Source organism: Polyangium jinanense, assembly GCF_028435365.1.
Genome location: NZ_JAGTJJ010000010.1, coordinates 106,694 through 121,349 on the forward strand (window position 1 = coordinate 106,694; position 14,656 = coordinate 121,349).

A 14,656-nucleotide genomic window follows, 5' to 3' on the forward strand; every position below is an offset into this window, starting at 1 on the left:
TCACGGCGCCTTGGACTTTTCGCACAGAAATCCGCGCTTCTCGCCGCAGGCCCGGTCGTCGAACGACGCCGCGGTCCCCGGTGATGCCGAGAGCATCACGCAGTCCTGTTTGCTGCCCTGATCTCCGGGCACGCCTTCCTTCCACGCCGTGAACACCCACGGTTCGCCGTTCGACCACGAGAACTCGCCCTCCTGCTGGGCGTCCGTCCCGCCGATCCAGACATCCCCCGACACCACGCTCCCGATGAACCAGAACTCCTCGGCCGAGCTCAGCGCGGCCAGGTCGCCGCCGAGCTCCAGGCAATGCTCGCGCGCCGTGTTCCAGTCGCGCTCGGTGCCATGGTGCAAATAACACGAGCCCGTCGTCGGCGACTTCCATTGCCACGGCAAGGGACATTCGTCGGGGTCGGGGTCCGGACAGCTCCGGCAAGACGAGCCCCCGCCGGCCCCGCCGCCGCCGTTCCCCTCGTCGGAGCCCCGGCAGCCGGTCTGATCGATACGCGTGCCGTCCTGGCAAAGCGCGAGCACCCCCTCCTCGATTCCGGCAATCGCATTGCAGCCGAGGGCCTGGCCGAGCACGAAGAGCCCCAGCCACCAAAAGGGACGTCCGCGCGGGCGCCCCGTTTGCCGTTTGATATTCAAAACACACCTCCGACCACGAGCCCCGCGCCCGATCCCACCGTCCCCACGCCGGCACGCGCGGGCGTGCCCTCCGGCGCCGTCAGGTACAGGACGAGCCCTCCCGTCGCCGCGAGGACGCCCGCGATGATCGTCCCCGTCGCAGCGTCGCCGCGCGCGCGCGCCTCGCTGCGCAGGGCGACGCCCGTCGCGTCGCAGAGGTTGCCCTCGATGCAATGGGCGGCCGATGCGTCGTTCCGCGAAATGGCCTGCATTCCCAGAATCGAGCCGGCGACGATGGACACGACCCCCGCGCCTCCCAGCGCGATCCCCGCGATCTTGTGCACCGGGGCCCTCGAATTCGGAAGTGGCTTGCCGGCCGGCGGCGCCGGCGCTTGGGGGACGTCCACGAGCTCGGGAATGGCCGCCGTCACCCGCGTGGCCTCGCCGCCAGGCACTTCGACCTCCACGCGGTAGGGGCGTTTGCCCTCGGCCTGGGCCTCGAGCACGTGTTTGCCCGGGTCCACGGGCACGGCCGTCCCCCAGAGCGCGCGCCCGAGGACCTGCCCGTCCTTGCGAATCTCGAGGTTCTGCACCTTCTCGGACCACGGCGCGGTGATGACGAGCCGCGCGAGCCTCGGCTCGAGCGCCGCCGCCCGCTCGCGCGCGACCTGCTCGCGCTCGACCTGCCCTTTTTCGCGCGCGGCATACGCGGCGGCCCGGAACTCCGCCCAGGCGCTCGCGGTGCGGCCGATTTTTTCCAGACAATCGGCGAGGTTCAAGAGCGTCCCGACGCCCGCGTCGAGCCTCTGGCTCTCGGCGAACTTGGGGCAAGCTTCCGGATATCGCCCCTCGTCCATCAGCCATTTGCCCTCGTCGAAGAGCGCCTCCGCCGCGGCCCGCCGCGCGGCGCGGTCCTCCATCGAGTCGGGCGGATTCGCGGCGGCCTGGCCGGAGACAAGCAGGAAAGCGAGGGCGACCGCGGACGTGAGGATGTTTCTCCTCGGATCACGATGAGCGGCGCGGATCGTATTCGTCATGGGTGTCATTCGCGCCCATCGAAAGGATTGGGGCGCTTCACGGACGACGGAGGTTTCTCCGAGGTCTTGTCCGTGATCGTGCTTTGCGGGCGGGGCTTTGAGAAGCCCCCCTGCGGCGCCTTGTTCATCGGGCGCGGCGCGGGTCGCACGTCCTCCGCGACGGGCGGAGGCGTTTTTGTCTCGGCGGCCTCGACCGACGCTGCCGGCTTCACCTTCGTGAATGCCGGGGCCAGCGTCGCCTCGATTCCCCCGCGCGCCGTGGCCGCGAGGACGTTCGGCGCGCCATACACGCGACGCAGACGAATCCCCGCGCCGCCGACGAGGACGATCGCCGCGACCATGGCGAAGAGCGGCACGGGCCGCAGCATGCGTTGCCATTTCGACCCCGCGAGATCACGCACGAGAATCGCGGTCGCGGCGACCGGCGGCGTCGAGTGCGGAGGCGAAAGTTGCACGCGCGGATCGGTCAACGTCGGGCTCGTGCTCGCGTCCGACACTTGGAGCGGGGCGCGCGCGCTCGGACATGGATCCGCAGACGAACCGCGCGCGAGCAGGCGCACCGCGCGCTCGCTCGACGCAATGGCTCCGGGCCGCCTTCCGAACGGCGAGAGCGCGACCGCGAGCTCGCCGATGTTCGCATACCTGTCGGCCGGGTTTTTGTGAAGGCAACGCAGGATTGCCGCGTCGAGCCCCGGCGGCACGTCGGGCAGACGCTCCTTCAGCGGCATTGGCGGGTCCTTCAGGATGGCCGCGCAGAGCTCGGGCAGGCTTTGCCATGGAAATGGGCCTTCCCCCGCGATGAGCTCGTACAGCGTGACGCCGATGGACCAGATGTCCGAGCGAGGATCGGCGTCGCGCGTGGCGCGGAGCTGCTCGGGCGACATGTACATCGGCGATCCGATGACGGCGGAGGTCGTCGTGAGCGGCCCGCCGCGCTCCGGCGACGTTTCCTTGTCGGCCGACAGCTTGGAAATTCCGAAATCGAGCACCTTCACGGTGCGTGATCCGTCCGGGCGCCGGGCGAGAAAGAGATTGTCGGGCTTCAGATCACGATGGACGATCCCGAGGGAATGGGCCTCGGCGATCGCCTCGCACGCCTCGAGCACGTACGTGACGGCGTCGTCGATGGGGAGGGGGCCGTTCCGGGCGATGTATGCGCCGAGATCCGAGCCTTCGAGCAGCTCGAGCACCATGTACGGCTGTCCGCTCGGCAATCGCCCGATATCGAGCACACGCGTCGCGTGCTCGTTCTGGATCATGGCCGCGGCGCGCGCTTCGCGGGCGAACCGGGCGACGACCTCCTCGTTATGGGTGGCGGATTTCAGCAAGAATTTGAGCGCGACCCGGTGCCCGAGCTCCACGTGCACGGCGGCCACGATGACGCCCATGCCGCCTTTGCCGAGGACGCGCAGGACGCGATACTTGCCATCGAGGACGTCGCCGATGGCCACGGGCAGACCCGAAGGCTCGTCCTCCCACGACGAATCCGACCTGCGCTCGACCTGCATTCGTCCCCCCCGCCCGACGATCTCCCGTGCGACTGCGACCTCGCCCACCATAGCGCAGCGCACCCCTCTCGCCCGTGCCTGAGCGCTGGTATTCTCCCGTACGGCGCTTTTTAGGAGGATACGAACGTCCGCGGCGTCGCGCGGGGGTCGAATGGTGTGCGGAGCGGTGAGGGCAATGGAGACGCGGGGATCAGGCCGAGACGCTCGCAGGGCGCTGGACGACCCCTTCGACCGGTGTCGGACGAAGAAGATTGTCGAACATGGGGCTCGTCCGTTCCACGGCGATTCGGATCTCTTCGAGCGTCGCGGCGTCGGCGTCGGCGTCCACGTCCACGGTATACCGGAGCTGCCCGAACCCGGGCCGGACGGAGGGATCGAGCGCGAGATATCCGCGCAGGTCGAACGGCGCCTGCACCTTGATCACGAGCTTGCGATACTCGATTCCGCGGAGGCGCGCCTGCGTGACCCATCCAATGGTCAGGCACGATCCGAGCGCTGCGAGCAAGAGCTCCATCGGATCGACGTGCTGATCTTTTCCGCCGAGCGGCGTGGGCTCGTCGGTCTCGATGGTGAAGGACCTCGCCCGTGTCACGGCCTGCGCGCCGTCGCGCCATTCGGTCACGGTCTCGAAGCTCCCTTTCCCCGCATCGGGCGCTTTCTCCACCGCGTCGCGCGTCTTCCGGAAGGTGTCGATGTCGAGGGTGCAGCATCCACCAAGCGATTCCATGCTCCTGACCTCCATCGAGCGGCGCGCCCCCTCAAGAAAGGGTGCGCAAGAACTCGAGCAAGACGGCGTCGAATCGAGCCGGCTCCTCGAACTGCGGATTGTGTCCGCTTTGCTCGAAGATGTCGAGACGGCCTCGCGGCAGCTTTTTGCTCGCCTCCGCCCAGAGCTCGACAGGGCAGACGTAATCGTAAAGGCCGCTCAGGGCGAGGACGGGGCAAGGGATCTTGTCGAGCGAAGGGACGAGGCTCCAGCGCTCGGCCTCCGGGCGGATGACCGATTGCATGTAGCGGGCAAACCCCTTCGGAACGCCGCCCCAGAGGGCGCCGGCATCGAGCGCCGGGTCCTGCCAGACGAGCGGATGCAAGGCGAGATATTGCCGCAGGGTGAGCTCGTCGGGATCCATGGCGCTCGTGTCGAGGGCGTGGAGCTCGGCTTGTTTTTGGGCGAGCAGCTCCTTCTTTTGCACATTCGCCTCCGCCTCCCAGCGAGCGATTCCCACGCTCATGGCGCGGCTGAAATCGGGCACGCTCGCCACGGAGACGACGGCGGCCGCATGCTCGGGGTGCCGAAGCCCAAATTCGAGCGCGATGGCCCCGTGGTTCGAATGACCCATCACGACGGCGCGATCGATTCCGAGTTTGTCACGTACGGCGTCGAGGTCGTCGGCGAGCGTCGCATACGTGGCCCCCTCGGGGCTGCCGGTCGAGGGCCCCGTACCTCGCATCTCTACGTACACGAACGAATGCGCATCGAGGAGCCGCCTTGAAAACGTGCGCCGGTAGAATTCGATGCCGCAGCCTGTGGGGACGAGGATCGGAGGCCCCGAGCCCTCCGTGAAAACGTGGATCTCCACGTCGCCCACGCGAACGAGCCTGCTCGTGGTTTCAGTCATGGGCGAGGTTGTAGCAGAAGATCGTTCAGAACGTGCCGACGCAGCCCACGCCGCCGCCCTTGCCGCCCACGTGCGGGCCGCACTGGAGGGTCAAGGCCGGCGCGCGTCCCACCTTCGGGCATTCGAGGTCGGGCGTCGAGCGCGACAGCGCGAAGACCACGATCCCCGTGGTGACCGCGGCGGTTCCGAGGATGTACCCCACGACCTGGAGCCCGGTCGTCACCTTGATCCCGGATTCGATCGAGGGACATTCGGGGCTCGCGCCCGACCCGCCGCAGAGGTTCGCATCGAAATTGTCGAGCCTGCCCGAATGCACGACCGAGGCCGCAATCGCGCCGCCCATCACCGCGAGGCCCCCGACGCCCACCACGATGGGCCAGACAGGCGCCGTGACCGCGGTGACGGGCGCCGCGACCGCGCCGACCGGCGCCGTGACAGCACCGACCGGCGCCGAAAGATTCGGGGCGCCAATGTTGGGATTGGGCACATTGAGGGAAGGGTTCGGCGCCTCGAGCCCAGGATTGGGCGCCGAGAGCCCGCCGGTGAGCCCTCCGGTGAGCCCTCCGACGGGCGCCGTGAGTCCGCCGACCGCTCCCGTGAGTTGTCCCGTCGGTTTGCCGAGCCCACCCGCGAGCCCGCCGACCGTCCCGGTGAGCCCGCCGGCCGCGACGCCAATGCCCGGCGTATCCAGGTTCGCGCTTGCACGGGCAATGGCGCCCACGGCGACACGCGCGCGGACCGTCAGGTCGGGCTTTCCAGGGGGACGGACCACGACCGATACATCCCCAGGCGCGAGGTAAATGGGCGACGCCATGGGCAATTTTGCGGCGATTTGCCCCCGCACGAGTACGAGCGCGCCCGGCACGCCGCCCTCCACGACGAGGCCGCCGAGCTTCCCCGAAAGCTCGCCGAGCGCCGCGTCGATTTTCGCGCGGATCGGCTCGTACGCCGCGCGCGCCTCGACGCGGAATCGATGCAGCGCGAGCCAAGCCTCGTCGAGGCGCCCGGCCGCTTGCAGCGCGAGGCCGAGATCTCCGAGGATCGTCACGTCGCCCGAGAGCTCGAACGCGCGCTCGAGATCCGGCAACGCCTCCCGCAGACGACCCGCATCGATGTTCACCTTGGCCCGCGCGCGCAGCTCGGCGGCCTCGCGGAGCTGCGCCTCGGTCCGCGGCGGCTCGACGTTCGCGTTTGCCCTGGCATCGGCCGCCGCATCCACGCGCGCGCCCGCCGTCCCGCTCATCCCTGCATCCACGCGAGGCGCTTGTGCCGCGACGTCTCCGGAGATCGCGGGGCGACAATTTTCCGTGGTCGAGCCGCAGCCCAGCGGACCGGCGGCGAAGAACATCGTGAGGAGCAACGGGGCGACGGGAAAGGATCGACGCGTCGAGGCCATCATCCTTCGAGGTGTTATCACAGGTGACGCATCGTAATCAATTGCGAGCGCAATGATACAGCTCGATTGTGCGTTGCAGCAATGTGCGCATCCTCGATGTGTTTCACCTCTCGATGCCAAAAACGCCAAACAGTCCGCCGATCGGCGCGGCCACATGGGACGGAACGAAGAGCGCGCGTGCGTCGAGCCCCGCGTGCAGAGCCCCGAAACGAAAGAGAAAATCGACACCGGGGCCGAGTGCGAACCGCGGCTCCATCCCTTCGCGTATCACCCCGCCGAGCTCAGCCTCGTCGACAATGAAGAAAGAACCGAGGATGAGCCTCGGCCTTACGAGCAATCGCCCCGCCAGGATCGTCCGATCGTAACCGGCTGCGGCGTGCACGAACACGCTCCGTCGACGCGACCAGTAGACGAGCGTATCGTTTGCGGCCGATTCGATGCTGCCCACGTGATACGCCGCGCCGAGCTCGACGTGTATCGGCACGCGGAACGTCCACCCACCGACGAGCCCGGTCGCCGGGCCCAGGTACGACTGCCCGGTGGTCCACGACGTGGCATACCCGAGGCGGGCATCAACACTCCATCGAAACCCCGTTTCACCACGGACGGTTTGCGTGATCAGGGTGGTCACGAGAGAGACCAGGAAGGCGCACGTCAATCGTGACACGCCGCCTCGCCCTCGTCGGCGAACGAGCCGCCCGCGGCTGGGACGAATCGCCACGCGTATCCTTCCGACCGAAGCTCGAGCCGCAGGACGCCGTGTGTATCGATATTCCTTATCTCGCTCCCGGCGTGGACCTCGTCGACGGCGTGCAGCGGTACCTTTCCGCCGGTGCCAATGACGAACCCGCGCATTCCCCGCACGACGTCGATTTGTCCCTCTGCATTCATCGGCGCGAACCGCTCATACAGGTGCGCGTGGCCGGCGAGGATGACGTCGGCGCCGGCGTCTTGCAAAACCCTCCAGAGATGCCGCATGGAATCGGCGCTCCCGTGCTCCCCGGAGGTGAACCGCGGGTGATGCCACATCGCGAGCGTGCAGCGCGACGGATGCGCTGCGAGGTCCTCTTTGAGCCACCGCGCCTGCGGCGAGTCCGGGCCGCAACCGCCGAAATCGTCCGGCACCGAGGCGGGCACGTCGAGATCACCGCCGCAATTGGAGTTCAGCATCACGACGTGCCAAGCGCCGATGTCGAAGCTCGCGCGCCCCTCGAAGGGCGCCCCCACGCCGCCGCAGAAATAAGCGAAAAATGGCCCGGCGCGCGGCGCGTGATATTCGTGGTTTCCCACGACCGCGCGCGTAATCGGGCGAAACTTGCCCCAGCTCGGGTGATAACAATCGAGGAACTCGTCGAGCGTGCCGTCGGGATACGTGGTGTCGCCGAGCGTGAACACCGCGTCCGGCCCGATCTGCTCGACGAGAGCCGCCGTCTCCTCCTGCCGCCCCCCGGGACACTCGGCGATATCCCCGGCCGCGACGATCACGGCGGCCGCGGGATCCTTCGGTGTCACGGGGAGCGCGGGGGAAGCGTCACACGGCGGGAGCTCGCGGGTGCGGGAGCACGCGGAAACACAAGTCGCCGCGAGGACGAGCGCGCGAAGCGCCAGCATCACGTGCTCCCGATTGCCATGAAGCCCGTCACTCCTTCCAGCGCTCGGCGAGCTCGGGGAGCACGGTCACGGACATTTGCACGAGGTGCGCCATGTGCTGATCGGGCGTTTGTCCCGAATAACCACGCACGTGCATTCCGCTCTTTTTCGCCTCCGTCGTCTGTTCGAGCCGCGTTTCCTGCGCTCCCTTGTTGAACGCCGTGAGCGCGGCCTTCGTGGTCACGCGCGGCGGCGTCGCCTGCGCCGGGCCGCGCTCGGCGCCCACGTCGCGCAGGAGCGCGTCCGCGCTCTCCGCCGAGCTCGCGTACTCCGTGCCCCCGATGTCCGAGTGCGTGATCGAAAAGAGCCGCTTCCCCTCGGCCGCGAGCTTCGCGAATCGCGAAAACGGCGCGAGCCGGAGAGGATCGACCGTCTTCGCCTTCGGGTCGAGGTACGCCGCGTGAATCCCGTCGAGCACGAGCACCGAATCGATCCGCTCGACATTTTTCGCGACATCGAGGAGCTTCGCGAGCGCTCCATATCCCGCGCTCCACGAGCCCAGCGCCACGCGCCGCACCCGGGCGTCGCGCAGCCCTTGTTTTTTCGCCGTCTCCTGGATCTTGTCGATCGTCTGGTCGAGCACGCCCACGACCGAGAACTTGTCCTCGTACGGCCCGGAGCCATTCCCCAGGTTCACCGTGTACACGAGCGCATTCAGCCCGGCCGCGGTGGCGCTCTCCTCGACGAGGTTCGTGTTGCCGTGGAAATGCATGTACAGATCGAACGCGCCGTCGTCGGAGCGGAATTTCGGCGGGACGTGCAAAAGTCCGCCGTTCACGAAGACGTGGCCTTCGCGCTTCAACTTGTAATCGGCGCGCTGCTCGGGCGGCAGCTCCGGCTTCGGCGGGAGCTTCGGCGGCGGCATGTGCTTGGCGCGCAAGAGCTCGCCGGGGCTTCCGGTCGCCGCGGCGACGCCGCCCGTGATCGCGGATCCGAGCACGAGCGAGGCGACGACGCTTCCGATCAGCGCGTTTCGCGCCTGTGATGACGGCGCCGGCGCCGCGGAGGTGTCCTTCCGCGAGCGGACGAGCCAGAACGCCGCGCCCGCGAGCAAGGTCGCCGCGAGCGAAATCGTCCCGAAAAAACCGCCGATGATCCGCAATGCACCGACGTTCGTGACGGCGAGAAGCACGAGCGAGAGGACGGCCGCGACGGCCGCGACGAGGGCCACGTGCTCGAATCCGAGCGCTTTGGAGCTACCGACCTTCACGGACCCGAGCAGCGTCGATGCGCGCGCGGCGAGTTCGGCGGAAATCGCTCCCTCGGCCGGCGCCGCCTTCGGGGGCGGCGGGATGACGGCTGGGGCTTCGGGCTCGTTCACCGTCGCGGCCAATCCGTCGGAGGCCACCGGCGGGAGATCCCCAGGTCCGGCGGGCGCCGTGGTTTCGACGGCCGGAGCTGCGGGCACGGTGACTTCGAGGGGCTTTCCCTCGACGGGCGGAGGCTCGGCCGCCGGAGGATCGACCGGGACGGTCGCCGCGAGCGCATCGGCCTTTTCCGACGCATTGGTCGCGGGCTCCGGCGGCACGGCGCGGATCAAGGTGGGACCGTCGAGGACCGGCGGCGCGGCCGGCTCCGGCGCGGCCGTTCGTTGCGCGCCGGGGACGATCGGCAGCGGGCCTCCATTCGGCGGCAGCAGGATCGTATCTACCTGCCCCGCCAGGGAACCGGGTTTTTTCGCGGGCGCCTTCGCCTCGGCGGGCGGCGGCGGCGCGACGTCGGCCGTTCCGGGGACCTTGAGCGCCGGCAAGGTCTGGTCGCGCGGAATCGCGTCGATCGGCACGAAGCCCTTTGCGCAGCGCGGGCACGTCGTCTGCGCGCGCAATGCTTCCGTCTCGATGGATAACTTCTGCCCGCAGAAGGGGCAGTACAGTTGGATCGCTGCCATGTCGTCCGACGACCGAGGCTATCCGAAGAGCCCGCCGGGCAGAAGCGGGGAATCGGTCCTCAGATCGTGCGACATCAAACGATCTCGGTAGGTTTTTCCAATTGTCGGGGAAGGGGGTCAGGAGCCGCCCGACCCTCCGATCCCGGGTCCACCTCCGCGGTCGCTGGGGTCGACCGGCTCTTTCGGGCCGCCCACGCGACCGAGAGGTGAGCCGCTGCCTGGCGGGTCCCCCGCAATGGCTTCCGCCTCGTTGCCCGTTTCCGCGTCGGGCTCCTGGCGCCCTGCGTCGCTGCTCATCATGTCGGTTCTCTTTATCTCCACGCCGCTCGGCTCGTTCGTTTTCACCATGACCATGATCTGGGGCTCGCCCGCGCGAATGGCCTCTCCCCGAACACGCATCGCAGCAGCATGAGCACGGCTGCGCACATTTCGCGGGTCCGCTCCACGGTCGCGCTCGCTTTCCTGGGAGAATCGCCATACGATGCGCTCGCTCTGCATCACGCAGAAACTTCCTTCCTTCTCACGAGGTCATCCATGAATGCTTCGCATGACTTTCGCCGGACCCTCGCGCGTCGGCTCCTCGCGCTCGTCGCCGCCGCGCTCCCCGTCACGATGAGCGTGCTCTCGGGCTGCGTCGTGCAAGAATCCACGGGCGGCGATTGCCCGGAGGCGTCCCCGAAGCAGGCGTGTTTCGCCTGGCCCCAGGATTTCGGTACCGTAGGCAGCGGGGGCTCTGGCGGAAGCGGTGGCGGCGCGGGTGGAGCCGGGGGAGGCGCCCCCGTGATGTGTCCCGCGCAGGCCGAAGCGAAGTCCATCCTCGACCACGAAACCGCCGGGCGTCATACGATGAAATCGGATGGCACGTTCCAGAATGGTCAGTGCTGTTACGACACGCTCTTTCAGCCCTTGTGTATCGGGGGTCGCCCCTTCCTCGTGAACGACGCGCCCCGCACGGCCGAGCCCGTTCGCGGCGCCTTCGCGTCGGGCGCGCGCAGCCCGGAGGCGATGGCTCCGAACCTCGACGATCTCTCCGCGGACGAGCGCGCCTTGCTCGCGGCGGCATGGACGCGTGATGGGCTCTTCGAGCACGCGTCCGTCGCCTCCTTCGGACGGTTTGCCCTGGAACTGCTCGCCGTCGGTGCCCCAGCAGATCTCGTCACGCGGGCACACCGAGCCGCGGAGGACGAAGTGCGCCACGCGGAGCTCTGTTTTGCGCTCGCCTCGAATTACGCCGGGGAAGCCAGGGCCCCGGGGCCGTTCCCCTTCGAGGGACGCATCGATATTTGCGCCGATCTCGCCTCGGTCGCCGCGCGCGCCGCGCGGGAAGGTTGCATTGGAGAGACGATTGCCGCGGCCGTCGCCGCCGAGCAGCTCGCGGCCGCCACGGATCCGGCCGTGCACGCGGTCCTCCGGCTCATCGCCGAGGACGAGGCGCGTCACGCCGAGCTTGCATGGCGCACGGTGGCCTGGGCCGTGCGCGTGGGCGGCGACGCGGTGCGCGCGGCCGTCCTCGAGGTCTTCGCGTCGCTCGGGCAAGGCGCGCCCGGCGAGCGAACGCCGAGCGATCCGCGTCTCGCGGCGCATGGTCGGCTCGGCGAGGCCGAGGTGCAGGAGGTGGCCCGACGCGCGACGGTCGAGGTCGTTTTGCCCGCGGTGCGGCTTTTCGTGGAGCGGCTCGGAGGCGGCGAAATTCGCGCGGAGGCTTGACGGGGCCCGCCAAGCGCTCGAAAAGAGGGCGAATGGCCCCCGCCGATCGTCCCGCCGAACCCGCCCCGCCCGAGAGCCGTGTGAAGGTCGCTCTGCGCGTCGTCCTCGCCCTGGCCATGATCGGGGTGGGCATCCTGCATTTCACGTCCCCCGAGCCTTTCGTGCACATCGTCCCCGCGGCCCTGCCCGCGCCGCTCGCGCTCGTGTACGTGAGCGGGGTGGCCGAGATTGCCGGGGGCGTGGGCCTCTTGATCCCGCGGCTCCGGCGCGCGGCGGGCATCGGCCTCATTGCGCTTTACGTCGCGGTTTTTCCGGCAAACATCAACATGGCGATTCACGAGATCCCGATCGGCGAGGACCCCGTGCCGGAATGGGCACTCTGGGCGCGGCTCCCCTTTCAGATCGTGTTCATCGCCTGGGCTTACTGGGTCGGCGTGCGTTCGCGTTCGGGTCGCATTTCCAGCTGACCGTCGAAAAAGAATCGCTCAGCGCGTCCCGAGCCCGAGCTTCTTTCGCAGCCGCGGCGTCTCGCGCTCCCGCACCGCAATGCACTGGTTCGCCTGCTCTTCGAGCGCCGCGAGCTTCCGCGGGTTCACGTCCACGGTCTCGAAGATCGCCTTGAAGACCTTGAGCGCGTCGTCCCGGGTCACCGGATCACACGCCTCGCCCACCGCGCTCGAAAGCTCGAGCAAGAGCCCTCCGCCGAACCGCGGCGCGAGCTCGGGGCCACGCGCGCGGATCCACCCGAGGGAGGTCGACAAGGTCTCCGGCGCGCGCGCCGATTCGTGGAACGCGCGGGCAAACTCGTGCGCCCGTAGCTCACCGGCCCGCGCGATGTCGAGGCCCCGACCGAGCTCCGCCGGATCACCGATCCTCCCGATCGCGCGCGCCGCGATGACCCGCTCCTCCGGCGTCGCCGCGAGCCGCACCGCGTCCCGCAGCGCTTGCAGCCGCTCGTCGCCGCCGGTCCGCGCGGCCACGAGCAGCGCGACGGCCGTCGTGTCCGCGTCGATCGCCCGCGGATCGTCGAGGTACGCCGTCGCGCGCGAGGCCGCTTGCCGGAGCGTCCACGGATCCTCCGCGAGCACGCCGAGCGCTTCGAGCACGGCCACGCGAGCGAGGCGCGTGGCTTCGTCGTCTTGCTTGCGTGTCGCCCAGCCGAGCTCCTTGCCGAGCGGAAGGAACAACGAACCGACGAAGCGACCGAGCGCCTCGCGTGACCCCGAGTCCGGCAGCACCACGCGGATCCAGCGCAGGCTCTCCGTCATCTCGGCGAGCACCGCGGGGTGCCGCTCGCCCCGCAGCGACGAAAGGAGTTCGAGCAGCGCATCCGCCCCGAGCTCTCCGCTTCGCACGAGCGCGAGCGCGTTCGCCACGAGGCCCACGCGTTCCGTCGGCGCGAGCTTCTTCGCGACCTTCGCGAGCGCGTCCCACGAGGCGCGCGGCAGCGTGAACCGATAGTACCCGCGCTCGTCCGCGTTCGGATGGATCCACGAAGGGCAGCCTCGCCGCGGCAGCTCCAGCGTCAGGCGATCGGAGAGAAGCCCGCACACCGGCGCCGCTGCGCCCTCGTACGCGACGCACGCGGGCACGACGAACGCCCGCGCCTCCTCGCCGCCCGCGCCCGCCCGCGAGGTCGGCGGCGTGAGCGCCAGCGAGACGCGGGGCGCTTTGTCCGCCTCGCAGGTGAGCTCGGCGCGCACGAAGGGCACGCCCGTGCGTTCGAGGAACGGGCGCGCGACAGCCGCGACGTCCTTGCCCGACGCCTCGGCCAGCGCCGCGAGCAAGCCGTCCGTCGACGCCGTGCCGTGAGCATGCGCGGACGTGTGCGCGGCGAGGCCCTTCCGCATCACGTCTTCCCCGAGCCACCCTTCGAGCATCCGCACGAGGCTCGCGCCCTTCTCGTAGGTGATCGCGTCGAAGATCTCCTCGGCGTCTCCCGTGCTCACCACGGGTGCGCGCACGGCGCGCGACGAGGGCAGCTCGTCGAGCTTCATCGCGAGGTGTTTGTCCCGCACGGCCGACGCGGCGGCGCCCGTGTCCTTCGTGATCGTGTCGATGACCTTCGCCGTCATCCACGTCGCGAGGCCCTCGTTGAGCCAGAGCTCATCCCACCACGGCGGCCCGACGAGGTTGCCGAACCACTGATGCGCGAGCTCGTGCGCCACGATCGACGCCATCTCCTGCTTCCCTTGCGCCGAGGCCGCGTCAGGGTCGAGCAGCGCGAGATCCTCGCGGAGCGTCACGAGCCCTGGGTGCTCCATCGCCGCGGCCATGAGATCGGGGACCGCCACGAGATCGAGCTTGCGGTATGGATACGCGCGGCCGAAGAAGCCCGCGAGCACCGCGAGCTCGCGCGCCGCCGTGTCGAGCACGAGCTCGCCGAGCTTCGCCTTGCCGCGCGTCGTGACGAGGCGCAGGCGGATCGGTTCCTTTTGACCACCAACGGTCGTCTTCGCCTCGCGGATCTCGAACGGCCCCACGGCGAGCGCGACCAGATACGTCGGGAGCGGCTCCGTCGTGGCGAAGGAAAACGTCTCGTGCGCGGCGTCCGGCGAGGCTGTCCGGCTGGTCTCCGGCGCGTTCGACAGCGCGAGCTGGCCCTTCGGCACCGTCACCTTCACGTCGAACGGCACCTTGAAGCCGGGCTCGTCGAAGCACGGGAAGACCCGCCGCGCGTCGACGGGCTCGAACTGCGTGAACGCGTACGACGCGCCCGCGTCCTCGACGCGGAACAGGCCCGCGGTGCCCTCGCCGAAGGGCGCGACGTAGGTGATCTCGATCGACGCGCGCCCCGCGGGCAGCGGTTTTTCGAACGCGAGCACGAGCTCGTTCGGCGTCGTTTGTCCCGCGCTCGGCCGTGTCGAGGTCCGCGCCGGGCGCCGCTCGTTTCCGACGACCACGTGCGCGCGCCGCAGATCGATCTCGGCCGCGTGCAGCACCACGTGCGACGTCGGGCGCGGGATCTCCACGTCGATCGTGACCTCGCCCGTGAAGCGCGGTTCCTTCGGGTTCACCCAGAGCGAGAGCGCGTAACGGAGCGGCCGCGCCGTGTCCGGCAGGCGGCCGTTCGCGAGCGGCGGCGGCGGCTTCGGCGCCTGCTCCGCGGGCGTCGTCGCGGGCTCGACGCGGAAGACCGGCGCGTTCGGGATGCAGCCCGCGAGGGCGACCACGAGGAAGGGCAGGGCGAGCCTCCCGCGAGACCAAGCAAGCATCGATCGAACGTTCGC

At 69.3% G+C, this 14,656-nt stretch carries 13 protein-coding genes; 2 read left to right on the forward strand and 11 right to left on the reverse strand.

All coding sequences use genetic code 11. From position 1 onward, the window contains the following. The 10 genes from KEG57_RS20365 to KEG57_RS20410 all read right to left on the reverse strand — a co-directional run bounded on the left by KEG57_RS20365 (position 1) and on the right by KEG57_RS20410 (position 10,118). Positions 1 to 579: a C-type lectin domain-containing protein gene (locus tag KEG57_RS20365; protein ID WP_272421280.1), complete on the reverse strand. Its 579-nt coding sequence runs from the start codon at positions 577 to 579 to the stop codon at positions 1 to 3. A 59-nt stretch (positions 580 to 638) separates the two neighbouring features. After that, positions 639 to 1,658, reverse strand: coding sequence for a hypothetical protein (locus tag KEG57_RS20370; protein WP_272421279.1), 1,020 nt, complete (start codon positions 1,656 to 1,658; stop codon positions 639 to 641). Positions 1,659 to 1,663: 5 nt separating this feature from the next. Next, complete coding sequence (locus KEG57_RS20375) at positions 1,664 to 3,166, reverse strand: serine/threonine protein kinase (protein WP_272421278.1); 1,503 nt, start codon at positions 3,164 to 3,166, stop codon at positions 1,664 to 1,666. 190 nt (positions 3,167 to 3,356) lie between these two features. After that, positions 3,357 to 3,893 carry an OsmC family protein gene (locus KEG57_RS20380; protein WP_272421277.1) on the reverse strand — a complete coding sequence of 179 codons (537 nt, stop codon included), beginning with the start codon at positions 3,891 to 3,893 and terminating at the stop codon, positions 3,357 to 3,359. Between the two features lie 31 nt (positions 3,894 to 3,924). Then, positions 3,925 to 4,785 carry an alpha/beta fold hydrolase gene (locus KEG57_RS20385; RefSeq protein WP_272421276.1) on the reverse strand — a complete coding sequence of 287 codons (861 nt, stop codon included), beginning with the start codon at positions 4,783 to 4,785 and terminating at the stop codon, positions 3,925 to 3,927. Between the two features lie 25 nt (positions 4,786 to 4,810). Next, a complete protein-coding gene (locus KEG57_RS20390; protein WP_272421275.1) occupies positions 4,811 to 6,028 on the reverse strand; it encodes a tetratricopeptide repeat protein in 1,218 nt (405 codons plus the stop codon). Between the two features lie 256 nt (positions 6,029 to 6,284). Beyond that, positions 6,285 to 6,848, reverse strand: coding sequence for a hypothetical protein (locus tag KEG57_RS20395; RefSeq protein ID WP_272458702.1), 564 nt, complete (start codon positions 6,846 to 6,848; stop codon positions 6,285 to 6,287). Next, a complete protein-coding gene (locus tag KEG57_RS20400; RefSeq protein ID WP_272421273.1) occupies positions 6,836 to 7,792 on the reverse strand; it encodes a metallophosphoesterase family protein in 957 nt (318 codons plus the stop codon). Before KEG57_RS20400 ends, KEG57_RS20395 begins: the two co-directional genes overlap by 13 nt. Positions 7,793 to 7,820: 28 nt before the next feature. Beyond that, complete coding sequence (locus KEG57_RS20405; RefSeq protein WP_272421272.1) at positions 7,821 to 9,719, reverse strand: hypothetical protein; 1,899 nt, start codon at positions 9,717 to 9,719, stop codon at positions 7,821 to 7,823. A 117-nt stretch (positions 9,720 to 9,836) separates the two neighbouring features. Next, entirely contained in the window at positions 9,837 to 10,118 is a 282-nt protein-coding gene (locus KEG57_RS20410; protein ID WP_272421271.1) for a hypothetical protein, read from the reverse strand. 135 nt (positions 10,119 to 10,253) lie between these two features. Here KEG57_RS20410 and KEG57_RS20415 point away from each other — a divergent pair, with 135 nt between their 5' ends. Together KEG57_RS20415 and KEG57_RS20420 are read left to right on the forward strand one after the other, a co-directional pair. After that, positions 10,254 to 11,426 (forward strand): ferritin-like domain-containing protein, encoded by a 1,173-nt coding sequence (locus KEG57_RS20415; RefSeq protein WP_272421270.1) that lies wholly within the window; start codon positions 10,254 to 10,256, stop codon positions 11,424 to 11,426. Positions 11,427 to 11,458: 32 nt separating this feature from the next. Then, complete coding sequence (locus KEG57_RS20420; RefSeq protein WP_272421269.1) at positions 11,459 to 11,893, forward strand: DoxX family protein; 435 nt, start codon at positions 11,459 to 11,461, stop codon at positions 11,891 to 11,893. 18 nt (positions 11,894 to 11,911) lie between these two features. Here the strand turns inward: KEG57_RS20420 and KEG57_RS20425 are convergent, their stop codons facing one another. Beyond that, entirely contained in the window at positions 11,912 to 14,641 is a 2,730-nt protein-coding gene (locus KEG57_RS20425; RefSeq protein ID WP_272421268.1) for a M1 family metallopeptidase, read from the reverse strand. Between the last annotated feature and the right edge of the window lie 15 nt (positions 14,642 to 14,656).

Coding starts and splice junctions, on each gene's coding strand:
- KEG57_RS20375 (WP_272421278.1), bottom strand. CDS start 3,166: ATGCAGGTCGAGCGCAGGTCGGATTCGTCGTGGGAGGACGAGCCTTCG.
- KEG57_RS20370 (WP_272421279.1), bottom strand. CDS start 1,658: ATGACGAATACGATCCGCGCCGCTCATCGTGATCCGAGGAGAAACATC.
- KEG57_RS20420 (WP_272421269.1), top strand. CDS start 11,459: ATGGCCCCCGCCGATCGTCCCGCCGAACCCGCCCCGCCCGAGAGCCGT.
- KEG57_RS20400 (WP_272421273.1), bottom strand. CDS start 7,792: ATGCTGGCGCTTCGCGCGCTCGTCCTCGCGGCGACTTGTGTTTCCGCG.
- KEG57_RS20380 (WP_272421277.1), bottom strand. CDS start 3,893: ATGGAATCGCTTGGTGGATGCTGCACCCTCGACATCGACACCTTCCGG.
- KEG57_RS20405 (WP_272421272.1), bottom strand. CDS start 9,719: ATGGCAGCGATCCAACTGTACTGCCCCTTCTGCGGGCAGAAGTTATCC.
- KEG57_RS20385 (WP_272421276.1), bottom strand. CDS start 4,785: ATGACTGAAACCACGAGCAGGCTCGTTCGCGTGGGCGACGTGGAGATC.
- KEG57_RS20415 (WP_272421270.1), top strand. CDS start 10,254: ATGAATGCTTCGCATGACTTTCGCCGGACCCTCGCGCGTCGGCTCCTC.
- KEG57_RS20390 (WP_272421275.1), bottom strand. CDS start 6,028: ATGAGCGGGACGGCGGGCGCGCGCGTGGATGCGGCGGCCGATGCCAGG.
- KEG57_RS20425 (WP_272421268.1), bottom strand. CDS start 14,641: ATGCTTGCTTGGTCTCGCGGGAGGCTCGCCCTGCCCTTCCTCGTGGTC.
- KEG57_RS20410 (WP_272421271.1), bottom strand. CDS start 10,118: ATGCGTGTTCGGGGAGAGGCCATTCGCGCGGGCGAGCCCCAGATCATG.